Source organism: Methyloterricola oryzae, from assembly GCF_000934725.1.
GTDB lineage: Bacteria > Pseudomonadota > Gammaproteobacteria > Methylococcales > Methylococcaceae > Methyloterricola > Methyloterricola oryzae.
The window spans coordinates 63,156-79,104 of sequence record NZ_JYNS01000013.1 but is presented as its reverse complement, the minus strand read 5'-3'; the positions used below and the strand labels follow the sequence as shown (position 1 = coordinate 79,104).

The window sequence follows — 15,949 nt, the reverse complement described above, 5'->3', positions numbered from 1 at the left end:
GGACAGCCAGCCGAACCAGGTCGGCAAGACCCACCCTTCAAACTTCACTCAACCGTGGTACCGACATGAGCAAGATCACTGACATCAAAGCCCGCGAAGTGCTGGACTCCCGCGGCAATCCCACCGTCGCGGCCGACGTGGTCCTGGCCGACGGCTCCTTCGGCTCTGCCATGGTGCCCTCCGGCGCCTCAACCGGCAGCCGCGAGGCCATCGAATTGCGCGACGGCGACAAGCAGCGTTATCTGGGCAAGGGCGTGCTCAAGGCGGTGGAGAACGCCAATACCACCCTGCGCGAGGCCGTAATCGGCCTGGATGCCGGCGACCAGGCCGCGTTGGACGCTCGCATGATCGAATTGGACGGCACCGACAACAAGGGCCGCCTGGGCGCCAACGCCCTGCTCGCCATTTCCCTGGCCAGCGCCCGCGCCCACGCCGCATCCGTCGGCAAGCCCTTGTACGCCGCACTCAACACCACGGGCGAGTTCATCATGCCGGTGCCGATGATGAACATCATCAACGGCGGCGCCCATGCCGACAACAGCGTGGACTTGCAAGAGTTCATGATCCTGCCGGTGGGCGCGCCCAGCTTCCGCGAGGCCCTGCGCTATGGCGCCGAGGTGTTCCATAACCTGAAGAAAGTGCTGCACGACCGCGGCCTGGCCACCACCGTGGGCGACGAGGGCGGCTTCGCCCCCAACCTGTCCTCCAACGAGGAGGCCATCGAAGTGATCCTGGAGGCCATCGCCAAGGCCGGCTACCAGGCGGGCAAGGACATCTACCTGGGCCTGGACGTGGCCAGCTCCGAGTTCTACAAGGACGGCCAGTACGACCTGGCCTCCGAGAGCCGCAAGTTCGATTCCGCCGGTTTCATCGATTACCTGGCCGCCTGGGTGGACAAATATCCCATCGTCAGCATCGAGGACGGTCTGGCGGAGGGCGACTGGGACGGCTGGAAACTGCTCTCGGACAAGCTGGGCTCCCGCATCCAACTGGTGGGCGACGACCTGTTCGTCACCAACCCGAAGATTCTCAAGGAAGGCATCGACAAGGGCATCGCCAACTCCATCCTGATCAAGGTCAACCAGATCGGCACCCTCACCGAAACCCTGGAAGCCATCCGCATGGCCCAGGCCGCCGGCTACACGGCGGTCGTCTCGCATCGCTCTGGCGAAACCGAGGACAGCACCATCGCCGACCTCGCGGTGGCCACGGGCGCCGGACAGATCAAGACCGGTTCATTGAGCCGCTCCGACCGTGTGGCCAAATACAATCGCCTCCTGGTGATCGAGGAAGAGTTGGGCAGCCGCGCGGTCTACGCCGGGCGCAATGCCTTCAAACGCGCCATCTGACCCCTAGCCTGAACCTGCTTGAAGAAGCTGATCGTCTTCCTGTTGCTCCTGATCGGGCTGTTGCAATACCGGCTCTGGTTCGGTGACGGCAATGTGCTGGAGCTGCACCGCCTGGGCGAGCGCATCGAGGAACTGCGCCGGGAAGGCACGCGGCGGCAGGAACGCAACGCCGCCCTGGAGGCCGAGGTGATGGACCTCAAGCAGGGCACCGACGCCATCGAGGAAAGAGCCCGCCAGGACCTGGGCATGATCAAGGAAGGCGAGTTCTTTGTGCAGGTGATCGAGCATCAGCCGCCACCCAGCCCGGCGCCCGCCGCCAAGGAGACACCCAAGGGCACGCCGGTTCCAAAACGTCGCCGGGCGCGTAAACCGCCTTCCGATCCGGTGGAGGAGTTCGACCGGCAGGCGCAACCTTCGGCTGCTCCCGCACCGGCCAGGGCTGATTAGCATGACGGCGTGCATCCGCTACTGGGGCGTCGTCCCCGCCGCCGGCGTGGGCAAACGCATGGGCGGTGTCATCCCCAAGCAATATCTGGCCGTGGCCGGCAAGCCGGTGTTGCAGCACACCCTGGAGCGCCTGCTGGCGGTGGAGCGTTTCGCCGCCATCGCAGTGGCCCTGGGCGCCGAGGACGGCTACTGGCCCGACCTGCCCTGCGCCAATGAGGCCCGCATCGTCACCGCGCCCGGCGGCAAGGAAAGGGCGGATTCGGTGCTGGCGGCCCTGGTCCGGCTCGAGGAACTGGCTCATTTGGAGGACTGGGTGCTGGTGCACGATGCCGCTCGCATGTGCGTCACTCCTAGCGATGTGGAAAGCCTCATGGACCGACTGGCGGACCACCCCGTCGGCGGCATACTCGCCCTGCCCTCCACCGACACCCTGAAGGGTGTGGAATACGGCGTCATCGTCGACACGGTGAACCGCAACCATATCTGGCGCGCCCTGACGCCGCAGATGTTCCGCTACGGCACCCTGCGCTTTGCCCTGGAGGACGCCGCCCGGCGCGGACTGACCGTCACCGACGAGGCCAGCGCCCTGGAACTGCAGGGCCAGCGCCCGGCCATCGTGGAAGGCCGCCCCGACAATATCAAGATCACGCGGCCGGAGGATCTGCCCCTGGCCGCCTTTTACCTGGAGCAGCAATGTTTCGCATAGGCCAGGGCTACGACGCCCACAAATTCAAGGAAGGCGACGGTATCGTCATGGCGGGCGTGCACATCCCCTTCACCAAGGCCATGGCCGCCCATTCCGATGGCGACGTGGCGTTGCACGCCCTGTGCGACGCGCTCCTGGGCGCCGCCGCCCTGGGCGATATCGGCAAGCACTTCCCGGACACCGATCAATCCTTCAAGGGCATCGACAGCCGCATCCTGCTGCGCGACGTCTGCGCCAAGCTCAAGGGCATGGGCTACCGGCCGGTGAACGTGGACCTCACCATCATCGCCCAGGCCCCCAAGATGGCGCCGCATATCCCCGCCATGCGCGAAATCATCGCCAGTGACCTTGGGGTGGAACTGGATGCGGTGAACGTCAAAGCCACCACCACCGAAGGCATGGGCTTCGAAGGCCGCGGCGAAGGCATCTCCTCCCTGGCGACGGTGCTCCTGGAAAAACCGTGAGCCTGCCCCTGCTGCCCCACGCCTGGGGCGGACCGGCCGCCAAGGGCGCCCTCAAGGCCACGCCGGAGGACTTCGTCGTGGAAGAACTGCTGGGCTTTGAACCCAGCGGCGAAGGCGAGCACATTTTCCTGCGGGTGGAAAAGACCGGCGAGAACACCGACCACCTGGCCCGCCAGATCGCCCGCCATGCGGAAGTCCCGCGCCAGGCGGTGAGCTATGCCGGCATGAAAGACCGCAATGCCCGCACTATCCAGTGGTACAGCGTGCAGGTGCCGGGCAAGCGGGAAATCGACTGGTCCGGCCTGGCATCGGAGCGCGTGCGCGTGCTGGAAACGCGCCGCAACAGCCGCAAGCTCAGGACCGGCGCCCTGCGCGGCAACCGTTTCGAGATCGTCCTGCGCGACCTAGACGGCAGTCCCCAAATGATCGAGGAACGGCTGCAACGCGTCGCGGCGGACGGCGTCCCCAACTACTTCGGGCCACAGCGCTTCGGACACGGCGGGCGCAACCTGGAGCAGGCCCTGGCGATGTTTTCCGGCGAACTCAAGCTGCGCGACCGCAACCTGGCCGGCATCTATCTGTCGGCGGCGCGCTCCCATGTCTTCAATTCCGTCCTTGCCCGACGGGTCGTGGAAGGCCACTGGAACAAGGCCCTGCCGGGCGATGTGTTCATGTTCGGCGATTCGCACAGTTTCTTCCGCGAGGCCCTGAACGAGGACATCCAGCGCCGTGTCGAGGCCCGGGAGATCCACCCCAGCGGTCCGCTCTGGGGCAAGGGCGAACTGCCGACCAGCGAAACTCCCGGAGCGCTGGAGAGCGAAGTGGCCGAAAACCTGCAGGATTATTGCGGCGGCCTGGTGCGAGCGGGCCTGGAGATGGCGCGCCGGCCCCTGCGGCTTTGCGTGTCCGATCTCGGCTGGCGGTTGCTCGATGGCTCCGCGCTGCAGGTGAGCTTTGCCCTGCCCGCTGGCGCCTATGCCACCTCGGTCCTACGCGAGGTGGTGGATTTCCAGGGCGAACTGGACTGAGGCCGGCCATGGATGACGAACAACTGCTGCGCTACGGACGCCAGATCCTGTTGCGCCAGGTGGACATCGAGGGCCAGCAGAAACTGCTGGACGCCCGCGCCCTCGTTATCGGCCTGGGCGGACTGGGCTCCCCCGCCGCCATGTATCTGGCAGCCGCCGGCGTGGGACAGCTCGCCATCAGCGATTTCGATTCGGTGGATCTATCGAATCTGCAGCGGCAGATCATCCACGGCACCCCGGACCTGGGCCGGCCCAAGGCGGAATCGGCGGCCGATGCCCTGCGCCGGCTGAATCCGGACATCAGGGTAGAGGCTCTTAGCCAGCGCCTGGAGGAAGCCGAACTGCGGGAGCAGGTGGCGGCGAGCGACGTGGTGCTGGACTGCTCCGACAATTTCGCCACCCGCTTTGCCGTCAATGCCGCGTGCGTCAAAACCGGCACGCCCCTGATCTCCGGCGCCGTGATCCGCTTCGAGGGCCAGATCACGGTGTTCACGCCGGGTCGGGACGACAGCCCCTGCTACCGCTGCCTGTATGCCGAGGAGGGCGAGTTGGGCGACACCTGCGTACGCAATGGCGTCATCGCCCCCCTGCCCGGCATCATCGGCAGCATGCAGGCCCTGGAGGCCATCAAGCTCCTGCTGGGCCAGGGCAAGACCCTGCGCGGGCGGCTGCTTCTGCTGGACGCCCTGAGCCTGGAATGGAGGGAGATGAAACTTCGGCGCAGTCCCGGCTGTCCAACCTGCGGCGGGAAATGATACGGGCCCTTGGGGGAATTGTTCCCACCGACGGGTTGTTGCGTCACCAAATCACGCGACGTATACTTTCGCCCGAGCTTTCACGAGCCATGTTATAACACCTAACAACGAGCATTCTGGAGGTAGACGACATGAGATGGGAAAAACCGAGCTATAACGACCTGCGCTTTGGCTTCGAAGTAACGATGTACATCTACAATCGTTAATCCTGGCTGAATTCAAAAACGGGGCTCGCACTTAGGTGGGGCCCCGTTTTTATTTCCAGCGGCACGCTAACTGACGACAGGCCAGCATGAGAATCAGGGTATTAGGAGCCGGGGCCGGCGGCGGCTTCCCCCAATGGAACTGCAATTGCCACAATTGCCGGCGCATCCGCTCCGGGGAGATGCGCGGGCTCAAGCGTACCCAGTCCTCCATCGCCGTGAGCAGCGACGGCCGACATTGGCTGCTGTTCAACGCGTCCCCGGATATCCGCGCGCAACTGGAAGCCTTCCCCGACATTCAGCCCCGGGAGGGCGTGAGGGACACCGGCATCCGCGCCGTCCTGCTGATCGACAGCCAGATCGACCATACCACCGGCTTGCTGATGCTGCGCGAGTCCACCCGGCCGCTGGACATCTATTGCAGCGAAATGGTGCGCCAGGATCTCTCCAGCGGATTCCCCCTGTTCACCATGCTGGAACATTACTGCAAGGTGAACCATCACCCGGTGCCCCTGGACGGATCGGGCTTTGAGATTCCCGGCATCGCGGACCTGAAGGTCTACACCCATGCCCTCAAGAGCAAGGCGCCGCCCTACTCGCCGCACCGCCACGATCCCCATCCGGGCGACAACATCGGCGTGATCGTGGAACAGATTTCCACCGGCCGCAGGCTCTACTACGCGCCGGGCCTGGGCGAGATCGAGCCCCACGTGGGCGCGGCCATGGCGGCTGCCGATTGCGTGCTGGTGGACGGCACCTTCTGGCAGCACGATGAGATGGCCCGGGCCGGCATCTGCGAGAAGCTCGCCCTGGACATGGGCCACCTGCCCCAGTCGGGCGAGGGCGGGATGATCGAAACCCTGACCACTGTCGCCAAGGGTCGAAAAATCCTGATCCACATCAACAACACCAATCCCATCCTCGACGAAGATTCGCCGGAACGCAAAACCCTGAATGAGGCCGGTATCGAAGTCGCCTACGACGGCCTCGAAATCAATCTGTGAGGAACCGATGAGCGAACACGAACAACCCTGGAGCCGGGAAGAATTCGAAGCGCGGCTGCGCGCCAAGGAAAAGTTTTATCACATCCAGCATCCCTATCACGTGGAGATGGCCGCCGGGAAACTGGACCGGGAGCAGATCCAGGGCTGGGTCGCCAACCGCTTTTACTACCAGATCAAGATTCCGGTGAAGGATGCCAACATCGTGGCCAACTGCCCGGACCGCGATACTCGCCGTCTGTGGATCCAGCGCATCCACGACCACGACGGCTGGGGCGAGGACGCCGGCGGCATCGAGGCCTGGACCCGGCTCGGCGAGGCGGTGGGCATTCCGCGCGAAGAACTGTGGTCCCTGGAGCGGGTGCTGCCCGGCGTCAAATTCGCCGTGGACGCCTATGTCAACTTCGCCCGCAACGCCAGTTGGCAGGAAGCGGCCTGCTCCTCCCTCACCGAAATGTTCGCGCCCACCATCCACAAGCAGCGCCTAGCAGGCTGGCCGGACCAATACCCGTGGATCGAGGCCGAGGGCCTGGCCTATTTCCGCAAGCGCGTCAGCCAGGCCAGTCGCGACGTGGAGCACGGGCTCGCCATCACCCTGGATCACTTCAAGACCCGCGAGCAGCAGGAGCGAGCCCTGGATATCCTACAATTCAAGCTGGACATCCTCTGGACCATGCTGGACGCCATGTGGCTGGCCTACGTGGACAAGAAGCCGCCCTATTTCAACGTGCCCGCCTGATACCCATGAGCCTTGAGCCCGGCAAACGTCTCGCCTTTTCGCCCCTGCACCGGCTGCAGTGGGAGGAAGCCCAGCAACGCCATGTGATCCTCTATCCGGAGGGCATGGTGGAGCTGAATGTGCCCTCCGCTGAGATCCTCAAGCTGTGCGACGGCAGCCACGATGCGGACGGCATCGTGCAAGCCCTTGAACAAAAGTTCAACGAAACCGGTCTGAGAGACGACATCTTCGGTTTCCTGGAGACCGCCCTTGCAAACGGTTGGATCAGAGCCCTTTAAGATCACCCCGCCGCGCTGGCTGCTGGCGGAGCTGACCTACAGCTGCCCGCTGCAATGCCCCTATTGCTCCAACCCCATCGACTTCGCCCAGCACGGCGCGGAACTGGGCACCGAGGACTGGCTGCGGGTGCTGTCCGAGGCGCGGGCCATGGGCGCGGTGCAACTGGGCTTTTCCGGGGGTGAGCCGCTGACGCGGCGCGACCTGGGCACCCTGGTGTCCCATGCGCGGCAACTGGGCTATTACTCCAACCTGATCACCTCCGGCTACGGGCTCACCGAGGCGCGCATCGCCGAACTCAAAGAGGCCGGGCTGGACCACATCCAGGTGAGCATCCAGTCGCCGGAAAAGGACCTGAACGACTTCCTGGCCGGAACCGAATCCTTCGAACACAAGAAACAGGTCGCCCACCTGGTCAAGAAGCACGGTTACCCCATGGTGCTCTGCGTGGTCATCCACCGTCAGAACATCCATCAGATGCGCGCCATATTGGACATGGCGGTGGAACTGGAGGCCGATTATCTGGAACTCGCCAACACCCAGTACTACGGCTGGGCCCGCCTCAACCGCGACCAGTTGCTGCCGACCCGCGAGCAGTTCCAGGCGGCGGAAGCCATCTCCCAGGAATACAAGGAAAAGCTCCAGGGCCGCATGAAGATCTACTACGTGGTGCCGGACTATTACGAGGACCGTCCCAAGGCCTGCATGAACGGCTGGGGCACCACCTTCCTGACCATCGCCCCGGACGGCACCGCCCTGCCATGCCACTCGGCGAGGGAACTGCCGGGCCTGCAGTGCCCCAATGTGCGTGAGATGAGCGTCAGCGACATCTGGCTCAAATCCGAGGCTTTCAACCGCTTCCGCGGCTTCGACTGGATGCCGGAACCCTGTCGCAGCTGCCCCGAGAAGGTCAAGGATTTCGGCGGCTGCCGCTGCCAGGCCTATCTTCTCACCGGGGACATGAACCGCACCGATCCGGTGTGCAGCCTATCGCCCGACCACCAGAAAGTGCTGGATGCCATCGACGCTGCCAAGGTCGATATGGACGCCTCGCAAGCCAAGCCGCTGGTGTTCCGCAACCCCAAAAATTCCCGCAGTCTCTCCACCTGACTCTGGCCTGATCCGGCAGCCGGATGGTACACGCGGCTGCGTCAACCTCGCATCGCTTCCGATTGGCCATACGACAGAATTTGGGTTACGATTGTAAGCCATTGTGTCACTGTCAAATTCTGCCGTTCTATTGTGTACCTGAAGCTGCCGCGCCTGTCGGCGTCCCTCCTCTGCCTGACCCGCCAGGGCCACGGGCATCGCGTAGCAGGCATGCTGTTTCCAGTCTTGCTATTGCTTGCAGGACTCGTCTTTTTCGCACCGCTGTACGCGCAGATCATGCTGGATTCGCCCGCCAGCTTCAGCATCGACGGCGACAGTGAAGACCTGATGGACTCCGCGGACGATCCCGATCCTTTACCTCCGCTGGCGGTATTCTCCTGCGTCCCCAACATCGGGAAATCGGGCCTGACGTCTCTTTACCGCGACGCCTGGGCGCAGGCTCCGAGCCAGCCTCCGGCAACCCCTCCTCCCATCGTCGGCTGATTCCATCCTTGCGCTTGGGGTTGCGGAGGAAACGCCCCCACTCCCGATTCTGCACGTGGCCACCACCCCGACCTGCTGGCGCCGCGTCATTGAAAGCAGCACTACCATGCATTCAAACCAGCTTCACCATCCCCCACCATCGGGACGCGCCGCTGCCCTCGGGTGTTTCTTGATCCTGCTCTGCAGCTTCGCTCCTGTCCAAGGGCAGACTCTGACACTAGGCCAGGTTCTGAGCCTGCTGGAAGGTCACAATCCGACCATGGCCGCAGCCCGCGCCCGCCAGGAGTCGGCGCAGGCCGCCATGGTGACCGCCAGGATGTACCCCAACCCGGAACTGGAAACCAGCGGCGGCACATCCACCGGCATCGGCCCGGGCTCATTGAACGGACCCAACGAGCAACTCCTGGTGGCCCAACCGCTGGACTTGCCCTTCATGCGGGAAGCGCGCCGCAAGGTGGCCGAGGCCGGCATTACCTCCGCCGACGAGGCCAACCGCTACGTCTGGCTTACCGTGCGAGCCCAGGCGCGCCAGGCATTCTACGAAATCATCCGGAGGCAGTCGGAACTGCAAATCGCCCAGGACAACGAGCGGCTGCTCAGCCAGATTCGAGATAAAGTCACCCTGCGGGTGGACGTGGGCGAGGCCCCCCGCTACGAGCAGGTGAAGGCGGAAGCGGAACACCTGAACGCGGTCAAGTTGCGGGAAAGCGCCATCGTACGCGTTGAAGACGCCAAGTCCGCCCTGCGCGCCCTTTTCGGTCCTGTCCTGCCGCGAAACTTCGACGCCCAGGGCGAATTGCCCGCGACCCTGTCGGACCTGCCGACCCTGGAAACCCTGCGCGATGAAATCCTGGCCCGCCAACCGGCGCTGCATCAGGCGCGTGCTGAAGTGGAGCGGGCAGAGGCAAAACTGCGCCTGGAAGAGAAGTCACGCTGGCCGGTGCCCACCCTGATCACGGGGGTGGAGCGCGATCCCGGACTGGAACAATGGCGCGTCGGCTTCGCCCTGCCCTTGCCCATCTGGAACCAGCGCCAAGGACCCATCGGTGAGGCGCGGGCGGACCTCCAGCAAAGCGAGGCCCTGGCCAATCTTCAGGAACTTACCGTGCTGCGCGAACTGGAGAGCGCCTACAACCGCTACCGCATCGCCCAGCGTCAGGTGGAAACCTTCGAGTCGGGGCTGCTGCGCCAGGCGGAAGCCACCCTCAAGGTGGCCGAGGCCGCGTACCGTCTCGGCGAGCGCGGCATCCTCGACTATCTCGATGCCCAACGCGTCTTCCGCAGCGTGCGCCTGGACTTTCTCAATGCCAGGTTCGACCGCCAGGCCGCCGTCATCGACCTGGAGCGCCTGCGCGCCACCGAATTGAAGGATATCCAACCATGAAGTCCCTCAGACTCCTGTTAATCCTCGCCATGCAGGGCTCCTGCCCGATGGCGCAAGCCGAAACCCCGAAATCGGTCAACCCGCCCCAGTCACTACTTTCCCAACTCAAGGTCAGCACCATAGGACAGGCGGAAATCCGCGACTCCCTGCGCGTGCCTGCCCGTGTAGAACTGGACCAGCAGCGCGTGGCCCGCATCGGCGCCACGGTCACCGGTCGCGTTACGGAGATTCGCGCCGTGCTGGGCGACGAGGTGAAGAAAGGCGAAATTCTCGCCATGCTCAACAGCACGGAACTGGGCGCCGCCCAATCGGCTTATCTGAAGGCCAGTTCCCAGGTCAACCTGCGCCGTCTGGCGGTCAGCCGCGCGCGCCGACTGCTGGAGAGCGACGTGATTGCCTCGGCGGAATTGCAGGAGCGGGAAAGCATGCTGGGCGAGGCGGAGGTGGACCTGCATGCCGCCGAGGACCAACTCAGGGTCATGGGGATGTCCGAAGCGGATTTGACGACCCTGGCGCGGCAGCGCACCATTCATTCCTTCTCCCCCATCACCGCCAGCCTCGCCGGCATCGTCATCGAGCGTAAGGTGACCCTGGGACAGGTGGTGCAGCCCGCGGATGCCCTGTTCACCGTCGCCGACCTCTCCCAGGTCTGGGTGGTTGCCGAAATTCCCGAGCAGCAGGCACGCTGGGCGCGGGAGGGCGACGAGGCCAGTGCCGAGGTGCCAGCCTTGCCGGAAGAGAAGCTGAATGGCAAGCTCATTTTCGTCGCCGACGTGGTGAATCCGGAAACCCGTACCGTCACCGTGCGCATGGAGGTCCCCAACGCCAAGCGCATCCTCAAACCTCAAATGCTGGCCACCCTGCTAATCCGCAAGGAGGGCGTGCAGGAATTGGTAGTGCCGGACTCGGCGGTGATCCGCGAGGACAACCATGACCACGTGTTCATCCAGACCGGCCCCGGCACCTTCGAAATGGTGCGAGTGCGGCTGGGCGACAGTGAAGGCAAGATGCGCAGCGTCGAAGACGGGCTCAAGGCCGGGCAACGCGTAGTGGTGGATGGGGTGTACCACCTGAACAACGAGCGTCTGCGCAAGGAGCTGGAGTAGGCCATGATCGAGTCCCTAATCCGATCGGCTCTCGACCAGCGCATCGTGGTCGTGGTGGTGGCGGTGGCCCTGGTGTTCTTCGGGGCGCAGGCCGTGCAGCACCTTTCCGTGGACGCCTTTCCCGATGTCACCAATGTCCAGGTGCAAATCGCGGCGGAAGCCCAGGGCCGTTCGCCCGAGGAAGTGGAGCGATTCATCACCGTGCCCCTGGAAATCGCCATGACCGGCCTGCCGGGGCTCACCGAGATGCGCTCTCTGAACAAGAACGGCTTGTCCCTCATCACCCTGGTGTTCACCGACCAGACCGACGTGTACTTCGCCCGCCAACTGGTGATGGAGCGACTGATGGAGGTGGGCAAGAGCCTGCCGGAGAACGTCATTCCCGTCCTCGGTCCGGTGTCCACAGGCCTAGGCGAGGTCTACCAGTACACTCTGGACCGGGACGACGACGGCGAGCGCGAACTCGGCCCCGAGGAACTGGCCAAGCGCCGAGAAGTCCAGGACTGGGTGGTGCGGCCGCTGTTGCGCGGCATCCCGGGCGTGGCGGAAATCAACTCCCAAGGCGGCTATGTCAAGCAATACCAGGTGTTGGTCAATCCGGACCGCATGCGCCACTACCGCATCAGCCTCGACGACGTCTATTTCGCCTTAGCCCGTAACAATGCCAACAGCGGCGGCGGTGTACTGCGCCATTACGCCGAGCAATATCTGATTCGCGGCGTGGGCCTCATCCGTAACCTGGACGATATCGGCAACATCGTGCTCAAGGAGGAAAACAGCGTGCCCATCCACATCCACGATGTGGCGGACGTGAAAATAGGCCACGAGGTGCGGGTGGGCGCGGTTATCAAGAACGGCTACACCGAGTCCGTCGGCGGCATCGTCATGATGCTCCGTGGCGGCAACGCCAAGGAGGTGGTGAGCCGCATCAAGGAGCGGGTGCGGGAAATCAACGACAAGGGCATGCTGCCCGGCGGCCTCAAGATCGTGCCCTACTATGACCGCAGCGAACTGGTGGACGCCGCCCTGCACACGGTGACCAAGGTGCTGATCGAGGGCATCGTGCTGGTCGTCATCATCCTCTTCCTGTTCCTGGGGGACGTGCGCTCCAGCCTGATCGTGGTGAGCACCCTGATCGTCACCCCCCTGGTGACCTTCATCGTCATGAATCAACTGGGACTGTCCGCCAATCTCATGTCCCTGGGCGGATTGGCCATCGCCATCGGCCTGATGGTGGACGGTTCGGTGGTGGTGGTGGAGAACGCCTTCCGCCTGCTCTCAGAGCGCCGCGGACGCGCCACCAGCCGCATCCGCGTAGTCCTGGCGGCGGCCCAGGAAGTGGCGACGCCGGTACTGTTTGGGGTCGGCATCATTATCCTGGTGTTCCTGCCCCTGATGACACTGCAAGGCATGGAAGGCAAGATGTTCGCGCCCCTGGCCTACACCATCTCCATCGCCCTGCTCATCTCCCTGATCGTCTCGCTGACCCTCTCCCCGGTGCTGTGCTCCTACATGCTGATCGGCCACGAGGGCGAGGAGCACGATACCCGGATCGTTGCCTTCCTCAAGCGGCCGTACCTCAAACTGCTGGACTGGGCCATGGCCAACGGCAAGACCGTCGTCATCGCCTCCGCCGCCCTGTTCGCCGGAACCCTGGCGCTATTGCCCCTGCTCGGCACTTCCTTCATCCCGGAAATGAAGGAGGGCTCCATCGTGCCGGCCATCGACCGCATGCCCAATATCTCCCTGGAGGAAGGCATCAAGATGGAGATGGCGGCCATGAAGATGGTGATGGAAGTGCCCGGCGTGCGCATGGTGGCCACCAACATCGGCCGCGGCGAAAGCCCGGCGGACCCGCAGGGCCAGAACGAATCCACCCCCATCGCCACCCTCAAACCCCGCGAGGAGTGGCCCCCGGGCTGGACCCAGGACGATATCGCCGATGCCCTGCGCGACAAGCTCAAGGAGAACCTGCCGGGGGTGCAGATCGTCATGGCCCAGCCCATCTCCGACCGCGTGGATGAGATGGTGACCGGCGTGCGCTCCGACGTGGCAGTAAAGATTTTTGGCGACGACATCGCTGAACTGAAGCTGGCGGCCTCCGAAATCGCGCGGATCGCCAGCGAGGTGAAAGGCTCCCAGGACATCCGCATCGAGCGCACCACCGGGCAGCAGTACCTGAACATCCAGATCGACCGGGAGGCCATCGCCCGCCATGGACTCAACGCCTCCGACATCCACGACGTCATCGAGACCGCCATCGGCGGCAAGGTCGCGACGGAGATCTATGAGGGCGAGCGGCGCTTCTCGGCGGCGGTGCGCCTGCCGGAATCCTTCCGCGACAGCGTCGAGGCCATTTCCGGCATCATGCTCACCTCTCCCAACGGCGCCCGTGTGCCCCTGGAAGATCTGGCCGACATCCGCCTGATGGATGGCCCTGCCCAGATCAAGCGGGAAATGGCCAAGCGCCGCATCGTGGTGGGCATCAACGTGCGCGACCGCGACCTGGGCGGCTTCGTCGCCGAGCTGCAGCAGGCGGTGGGCGCCAAGGTCAAACTGCCGGAAGGCTACTACCTGGAATGGGGCGGCCAGTTCCAGAACATGGAGCGCGCCATGGGCCACCTCAAGCTCATCATCCCCATCACCATCGGCGCCATCTTCTTCCTGCTGTTCATGCTGTTCAGGTCGCTGCGCTTCGCGGGCCTGATCATCCTGGTACTGCCCTTCGCCTCCATCGGCGGCGTCATCGCCCTGGCCATAACCGGTGAGTACCTGTCGGTGCCGGCCTCGGTGGGTTTCATCGCCCTTTGGGGCATAGCCGTGCTCAACGGCGTGGTGCTGGTATCCTACATCCGCAGCCTGCGCGATGATGGCATGGGTCAGATCGAGGCGATCCGCCGCGGTTGCGAACAGCGTTTCAGGCCGGTGATGATGACGGCCACGGTGGCCCTCCTGGGCCTGGTGCCCTTCTTGTTCGCCACCGGTCCCGGATCTGAGGTGCAAAGACCCTTGGCGGTCGTGGTGATCGGCGGACTCATCACCTCGACCCTGCTGACCCTAGTGGTGGTGCCCACCCTCTACCGCTGGTTCGAACAAAAACGCGTGGAAGCCTGAAAGGAGTGCCGATGAAAGAGATCAAGGCAGTCATACAGCCGGTCAAGCTGCAGAAGCTGCGCAACGCACTCGTGGCCCTACCCGGTTTCCCCGGCATGACGGTGAGCCGCGCAGAGGGCTGCAGCCCACCCATCGAGCATCAGCGCAGCCGGCTCGACATCCACGCGGAACTCACCGACTTCTCGCCCAAGGTGCGCATCGAGATCCTGGCGGCCGATGACCAGGTGGCGGAAATCGTCCAACTCATCCAGGAAACCTGCCAGACCGGCCACATGGGCGATGGCATCATCTGGGTCACCCCGGCGGAAGGCTTCCTGCGCATCCGCAATGGCAAGAGCGGCTGAATCCGCAGAGCGCATTGAACCTGGACTACGACGGCCTCAAAGCATTTCCGCAAGCTGCTCATGGACTACTTCAAAGTCTGGGCACGAAATCAGAATAGCCGGCTGCATAAGTTATAAGTTCTGCGGATCCGGCGCGGACGAAATCCACCATCTCGTCCCCGATGCTCGCCAAACGGGCGCTTAATGGTTGCAGTTAGCTTATGCAGCCCCTGGAGGTTTTGTCGAAGGGAGATTGGGGAATAAGCGGCAACATTGACCTATGGCGCTGAATAAAAGAAAAGCCTGGTGGGTGCGCCCCGCTCCAGGGACTGGCCTGGAGCGGTATGGTCAAGCGCCCGAACTTAGAGTGGCTGCAGCACAGAGGCCAGTCGCAGGATTTCGCGATCGACCTCCTTCTTTCCGATATCCGGCGGTACCGGATGCTCGGTCTTCTGATAGCCCGCAAGGATGGTTTGCACGTAATTCTGCGTCTCGGCGAAGGGCGGAACCCCGTGGTATTTGTCCACGTTGTTCTCGCCGGCATTGTAGGCCGCCAGCGTCAGTTCCACGTTCCCGCCGAAGTGGCGCAACAACCAGTGGAGATAGGCCGTGCCACCCTTGATGTTCTCGATGGGGTTCCACACATCCCTGACGCTGAAGCGCTCGGCGGTCTCCGGGATCAACTGCATCAAGCCTTGGGCGTTCTTGCCCGAGAGGGCTGCGGGATTGAACGCCGACTCGGCCTGAATGACGGCCATTACCAGATCGGGATCGATGGAATACTTGGGCGCGATCTTGTGCACCCAGCCCTCGATCAGGTCCTTGCCGGGACCCGAGAAGCGCGCCGGCGGCTTCCCGGAGAAGCTGCGCTTGGCCACAATCACGGCGGGCCGCTCCGGCCTGCAGTCGGAATCCTTGACGGGCGTCACATCGCTGTGCCGGACCAGCATGCGGCCCGCAAACGCATCGCCCTGCTCAGCGGCCTTCTTGAACCAGCCCATGGCCCGCGCCTGATCCAGTTCCACGCCGCGCCGGTTCATGTACATCCAGCCCAGACTGGAGGCTGCTTCCCGGTCACCCAGCAGCGCCGCCTTGCAGTAGAGCCGATACGCCTCGGCATAATCGGGCTTGCCGCCGCGACCGCGCTCGTACCCAGCTGCTTCCATTCTGAACTCACGCGCTTCGTTCACATCGACCGCTCCCCAACTCACGCTGGACAGAGAGGTCAAAAGAACGAACAGGGTCGATTTGATTGGATTCATGGGCACCTGAGTCTTTAAGCTGTTGCATGGCGACTCTTATTTAGCATTTTTAGTACCAGACCGCAAATTCTGGGGCTTTACGGGAAAGTACGGAGGTGTCTCGGCACCTGTCTGCCGATAATGTAAAAAATTTCGACACCCCGTTACCGTATGGATTTTCCACACCATTCCTGCGCTCCCGGGGGAGGTGTAACACCGA

At 63.8% G+C, this 15,949-nt stretch carries 17 protein-coding genes; 16 read left to right on the top strand and 1 reads right to left on the bottom strand.

Annotated features, from left to right (window positions below; translation table 11 throughout):
• Positions 1-65: 65 nt before the first annotated feature.
• From eno to EK23_RS15945, 16 genes are all read left to right on the top strand, one after another.
• Positions 66-1,349, top strand: a complete 1,284-nt coding sequence (gene eno, locus EK23_RS16015) for a phosphopyruvate hydratase (RefSeq protein ID WP_045226399.1) — start codon at positions 66-68, stop codon at positions 1,347-1,349.
• Between the two features lie 18 nt (positions 1,350-1,367).
• Positions 1,368-1,796 carry a cell division protein FtsB gene (gene ftsB / locus EK23_RS16010; RefSeq protein ID WP_045226398.1) on the top strand — a complete coding sequence of 143 codons (429 nt, stop codon included), beginning with the start codon at positions 1,368-1,370 and terminating at the stop codon, positions 1,794-1,796.
• Between the two features lies 1 nt (position 1,797).
• A complete protein-coding gene (ispD, locus tag EK23_RS16005) occupies positions 1,798-2,502 on the top strand; it encodes a 2-C-methyl-D-erythritol 4-phosphate cytidylyltransferase (RefSeq protein WP_045226397.1) in 705 nt (234 codons plus the stop codon).
• Entirely contained in the window at positions 2,490-2,966 is a 477-nt protein-coding gene (gene ispF, locus EK23_RS16000) for a 2-C-methyl-D-erythritol 2,4-cyclodiphosphate synthase (protein WP_045226396.1), read from the top strand. The genes ispD and ispF overlap by 13 nt, the downstream gene beginning before the upstream one ends.
• A complete protein-coding gene (truD, locus tag EK23_RS15995; protein WP_045226395.1) occupies positions 2,963-3,994 on the top strand; it encodes a tRNA pseudouridine(13) synthase TruD in 1,032 nt (343 codons plus the stop codon). Before ispF ends, truD begins: the two co-directional genes overlap by 4 nt.
• An 8-nt stretch (positions 3,995-4,002) precedes the next feature.
• On the top strand, positions 4,003-4,749 hold the full coding sequence (locus EK23_RS15990) for a HesA/MoeB/ThiF family protein (protein WP_045226394.1): 747 nt from the start codon (positions 4,003-4,005) through the stop codon (positions 4,747-4,749).
• Between the two features lie 131 nt (positions 4,750-4,880).
• Positions 4,881-4,955: a pyrroloquinoline quinone precursor peptide PqqA gene (pqqA, locus tag EK23_RS22630; protein ID WP_082054260.1), complete on the top strand. Its 75-nt coding sequence runs from the start codon at positions 4,881-4,883 to the stop codon at positions 4,953-4,955.
• Between the two features lie 86 nt (positions 4,956-5,041).
• Positions 5,042-5,956, top strand: coding sequence for a pyrroloquinoline quinone biosynthesis protein PqqB (gene pqqB, locus EK23_RS15985; RefSeq protein ID WP_045226393.1), 915 nt, complete (start codon positions 5,042-5,044; stop codon positions 5,954-5,956).
• 7 nt (positions 5,957-5,963) lie between these two features.
• On the top strand, positions 5,964-6,692 hold the full coding sequence (pqqC, locus tag EK23_RS15980) for a pyrroloquinoline-quinone synthase PqqC (RefSeq protein ID WP_045226392.1): 729 nt from the start codon (positions 5,964-5,966) through the stop codon (positions 6,690-6,692).
• Positions 6,693-6,697: 5 nt separating this feature from the next.
• On the top strand, positions 6,698-6,970 hold the full coding sequence (gene pqqD / locus EK23_RS15975; protein ID WP_045226391.1) for a pyrroloquinoline quinone biosynthesis peptide chaperone PqqD: 273 nt from the start codon (positions 6,698-6,700) through the stop codon (positions 6,968-6,970).
• Positions 6,942-8,078: a pyrroloquinoline quinone biosynthesis protein PqqE gene (gene pqqE / locus EK23_RS15970; protein ID WP_045226390.1), complete on the top strand. Its 1,137-nt coding sequence runs from the start codon at positions 6,942-6,944 to the stop codon at positions 8,076-8,078. Before pqqD ends, pqqE begins: the two co-directional genes overlap by 29 nt.
• A gap of 132 nt (positions 8,079-8,210) precedes the next feature.
• Positions 8,211-8,561 carry a hypothetical protein gene (locus EK23_RS15965; protein ID WP_045226389.1) on the top strand — a complete coding sequence of 117 codons (351 nt, stop codon included), beginning with the start codon at positions 8,211-8,213 and terminating at the stop codon, positions 8,559-8,561.
• A 106-nt stretch (positions 8,562-8,667) separates the two neighbouring features.
• The gene (locus tag EK23_RS15960; protein WP_082054252.1) at positions 8,668-9,945 is read left to right on the top strand and encodes a TolC family protein; all 1,278 of its coding nucleotides are present in this window, start codon (positions 8,668-8,670) and stop codon (positions 9,943-9,945) included.
• Positions 9,942-11,051, top strand: a complete 1,110-nt coding sequence (locus tag EK23_RS15955) for an efflux RND transporter periplasmic adaptor subunit (RefSeq protein ID WP_045226388.1) — start codon at positions 9,942-9,944, stop codon at positions 11,049-11,051. The genes EK23_RS15960 and EK23_RS15955 overlap by 4 nt, the downstream gene beginning before the upstream one ends.
• Positions 11,052-11,054: 3 nt before the next feature.
• Complete coding sequence (locus tag EK23_RS15950; RefSeq protein ID WP_045226387.1) at positions 11,055-14,165, top strand: efflux RND transporter permease subunit; 3,111 nt, start codon at positions 11,055-11,057, stop codon at positions 14,163-14,165.
• Positions 14,166-14,176: 11 nt separating this feature from the next.
• Positions 14,177-14,509, top strand: a complete 333-nt coding sequence (locus tag EK23_RS15945) for a P-II family nitrogen regulator (protein WP_045226386.1) — start codon at positions 14,177-14,179, stop codon at positions 14,507-14,509.
• Between the two features lie 341 nt (positions 14,510-14,850).
• On the opposite strand, the gene EK23_RS15940 is transcribed toward EK23_RS15945, so the two are convergent.
• A complete protein-coding gene (locus tag EK23_RS15940) occupies positions 14,851-15,750 on the bottom strand; it encodes a transglycosylase SLT domain-containing protein (RefSeq protein WP_082054251.1) in 900 nt (299 codons plus the stop codon).
• Positions 15,751-15,949: the final 199 nt, after the last annotated feature.

Coding starts and splice junctions, on each gene's coding strand:
- eno (WP_045226399.1), top strand. CDS start 66: ATGAGCAAGATCACTGACATCAAAGCCCGCGAAGTGCTGGACTCCCGC.
- pqqD (WP_045226391.1), top strand. CDS start 6,698: ATGAGCCTTGAGCCCGGCAAACGTCTCGCCTTTTCGCCCCTGCACCGG.
- pqqC (WP_045226392.1), top strand. CDS start 5,964: ATGAGCGAACACGAACAACCCTGGAGCCGGGAAGAATTCGAAGCGCGG.
- ispD (WP_045226397.1), top strand. CDS start 1,798: ATGACGGCGTGCATCCGCTACTGGGGCGTCGTCCCCGCCGCCGGCGTG.
- EK23_RS15950 (WP_045226387.1), top strand. CDS start 11,055: ATGATCGAGTCCCTAATCCGATCGGCTCTCGACCAGCGCATCGTGGTC.
- EK23_RS15960 (WP_082054252.1), top strand. CDS start 8,668: ATGCATTCAAACCAGCTTCACCATCCCCCACCATCGGGACGCGCCGCT.
- EK23_RS15955 (WP_045226388.1), top strand. CDS start 9,942: ATGAAGTCCCTCAGACTCCTGTTAATCCTCGCCATGCAGGGCTCCTGC.
- EK23_RS15940 (WP_082054251.1), bottom strand. CDS start 15,750: ATGAATCCAATCAAATCGACCCTGTTCGTTCTTTTGACCTCTCTGTCC.
- pqqB (WP_045226393.1), top strand. CDS start 5,042: ATGAGAATCAGGGTATTAGGAGCCGGGGCCGGCGGCGGCTTCCCCCAA.
- EK23_RS15945 (WP_045226386.1), top strand. CDS start 14,177: ATGAAAGAGATCAAGGCAGTCATACAGCCGGTCAAGCTGCAGAAGCTG.
- ispF (WP_045226396.1), top strand. CDS start 2,490: ATGTTTCGCATAGGCCAGGGCTACGACGCCCACAAATTCAAGGAAGGC.
- EK23_RS15990 (WP_045226394.1), top strand. CDS start 4,003: ATGGATGACGAACAACTGCTGCGCTACGGACGCCAGATCCTGTTGCGC.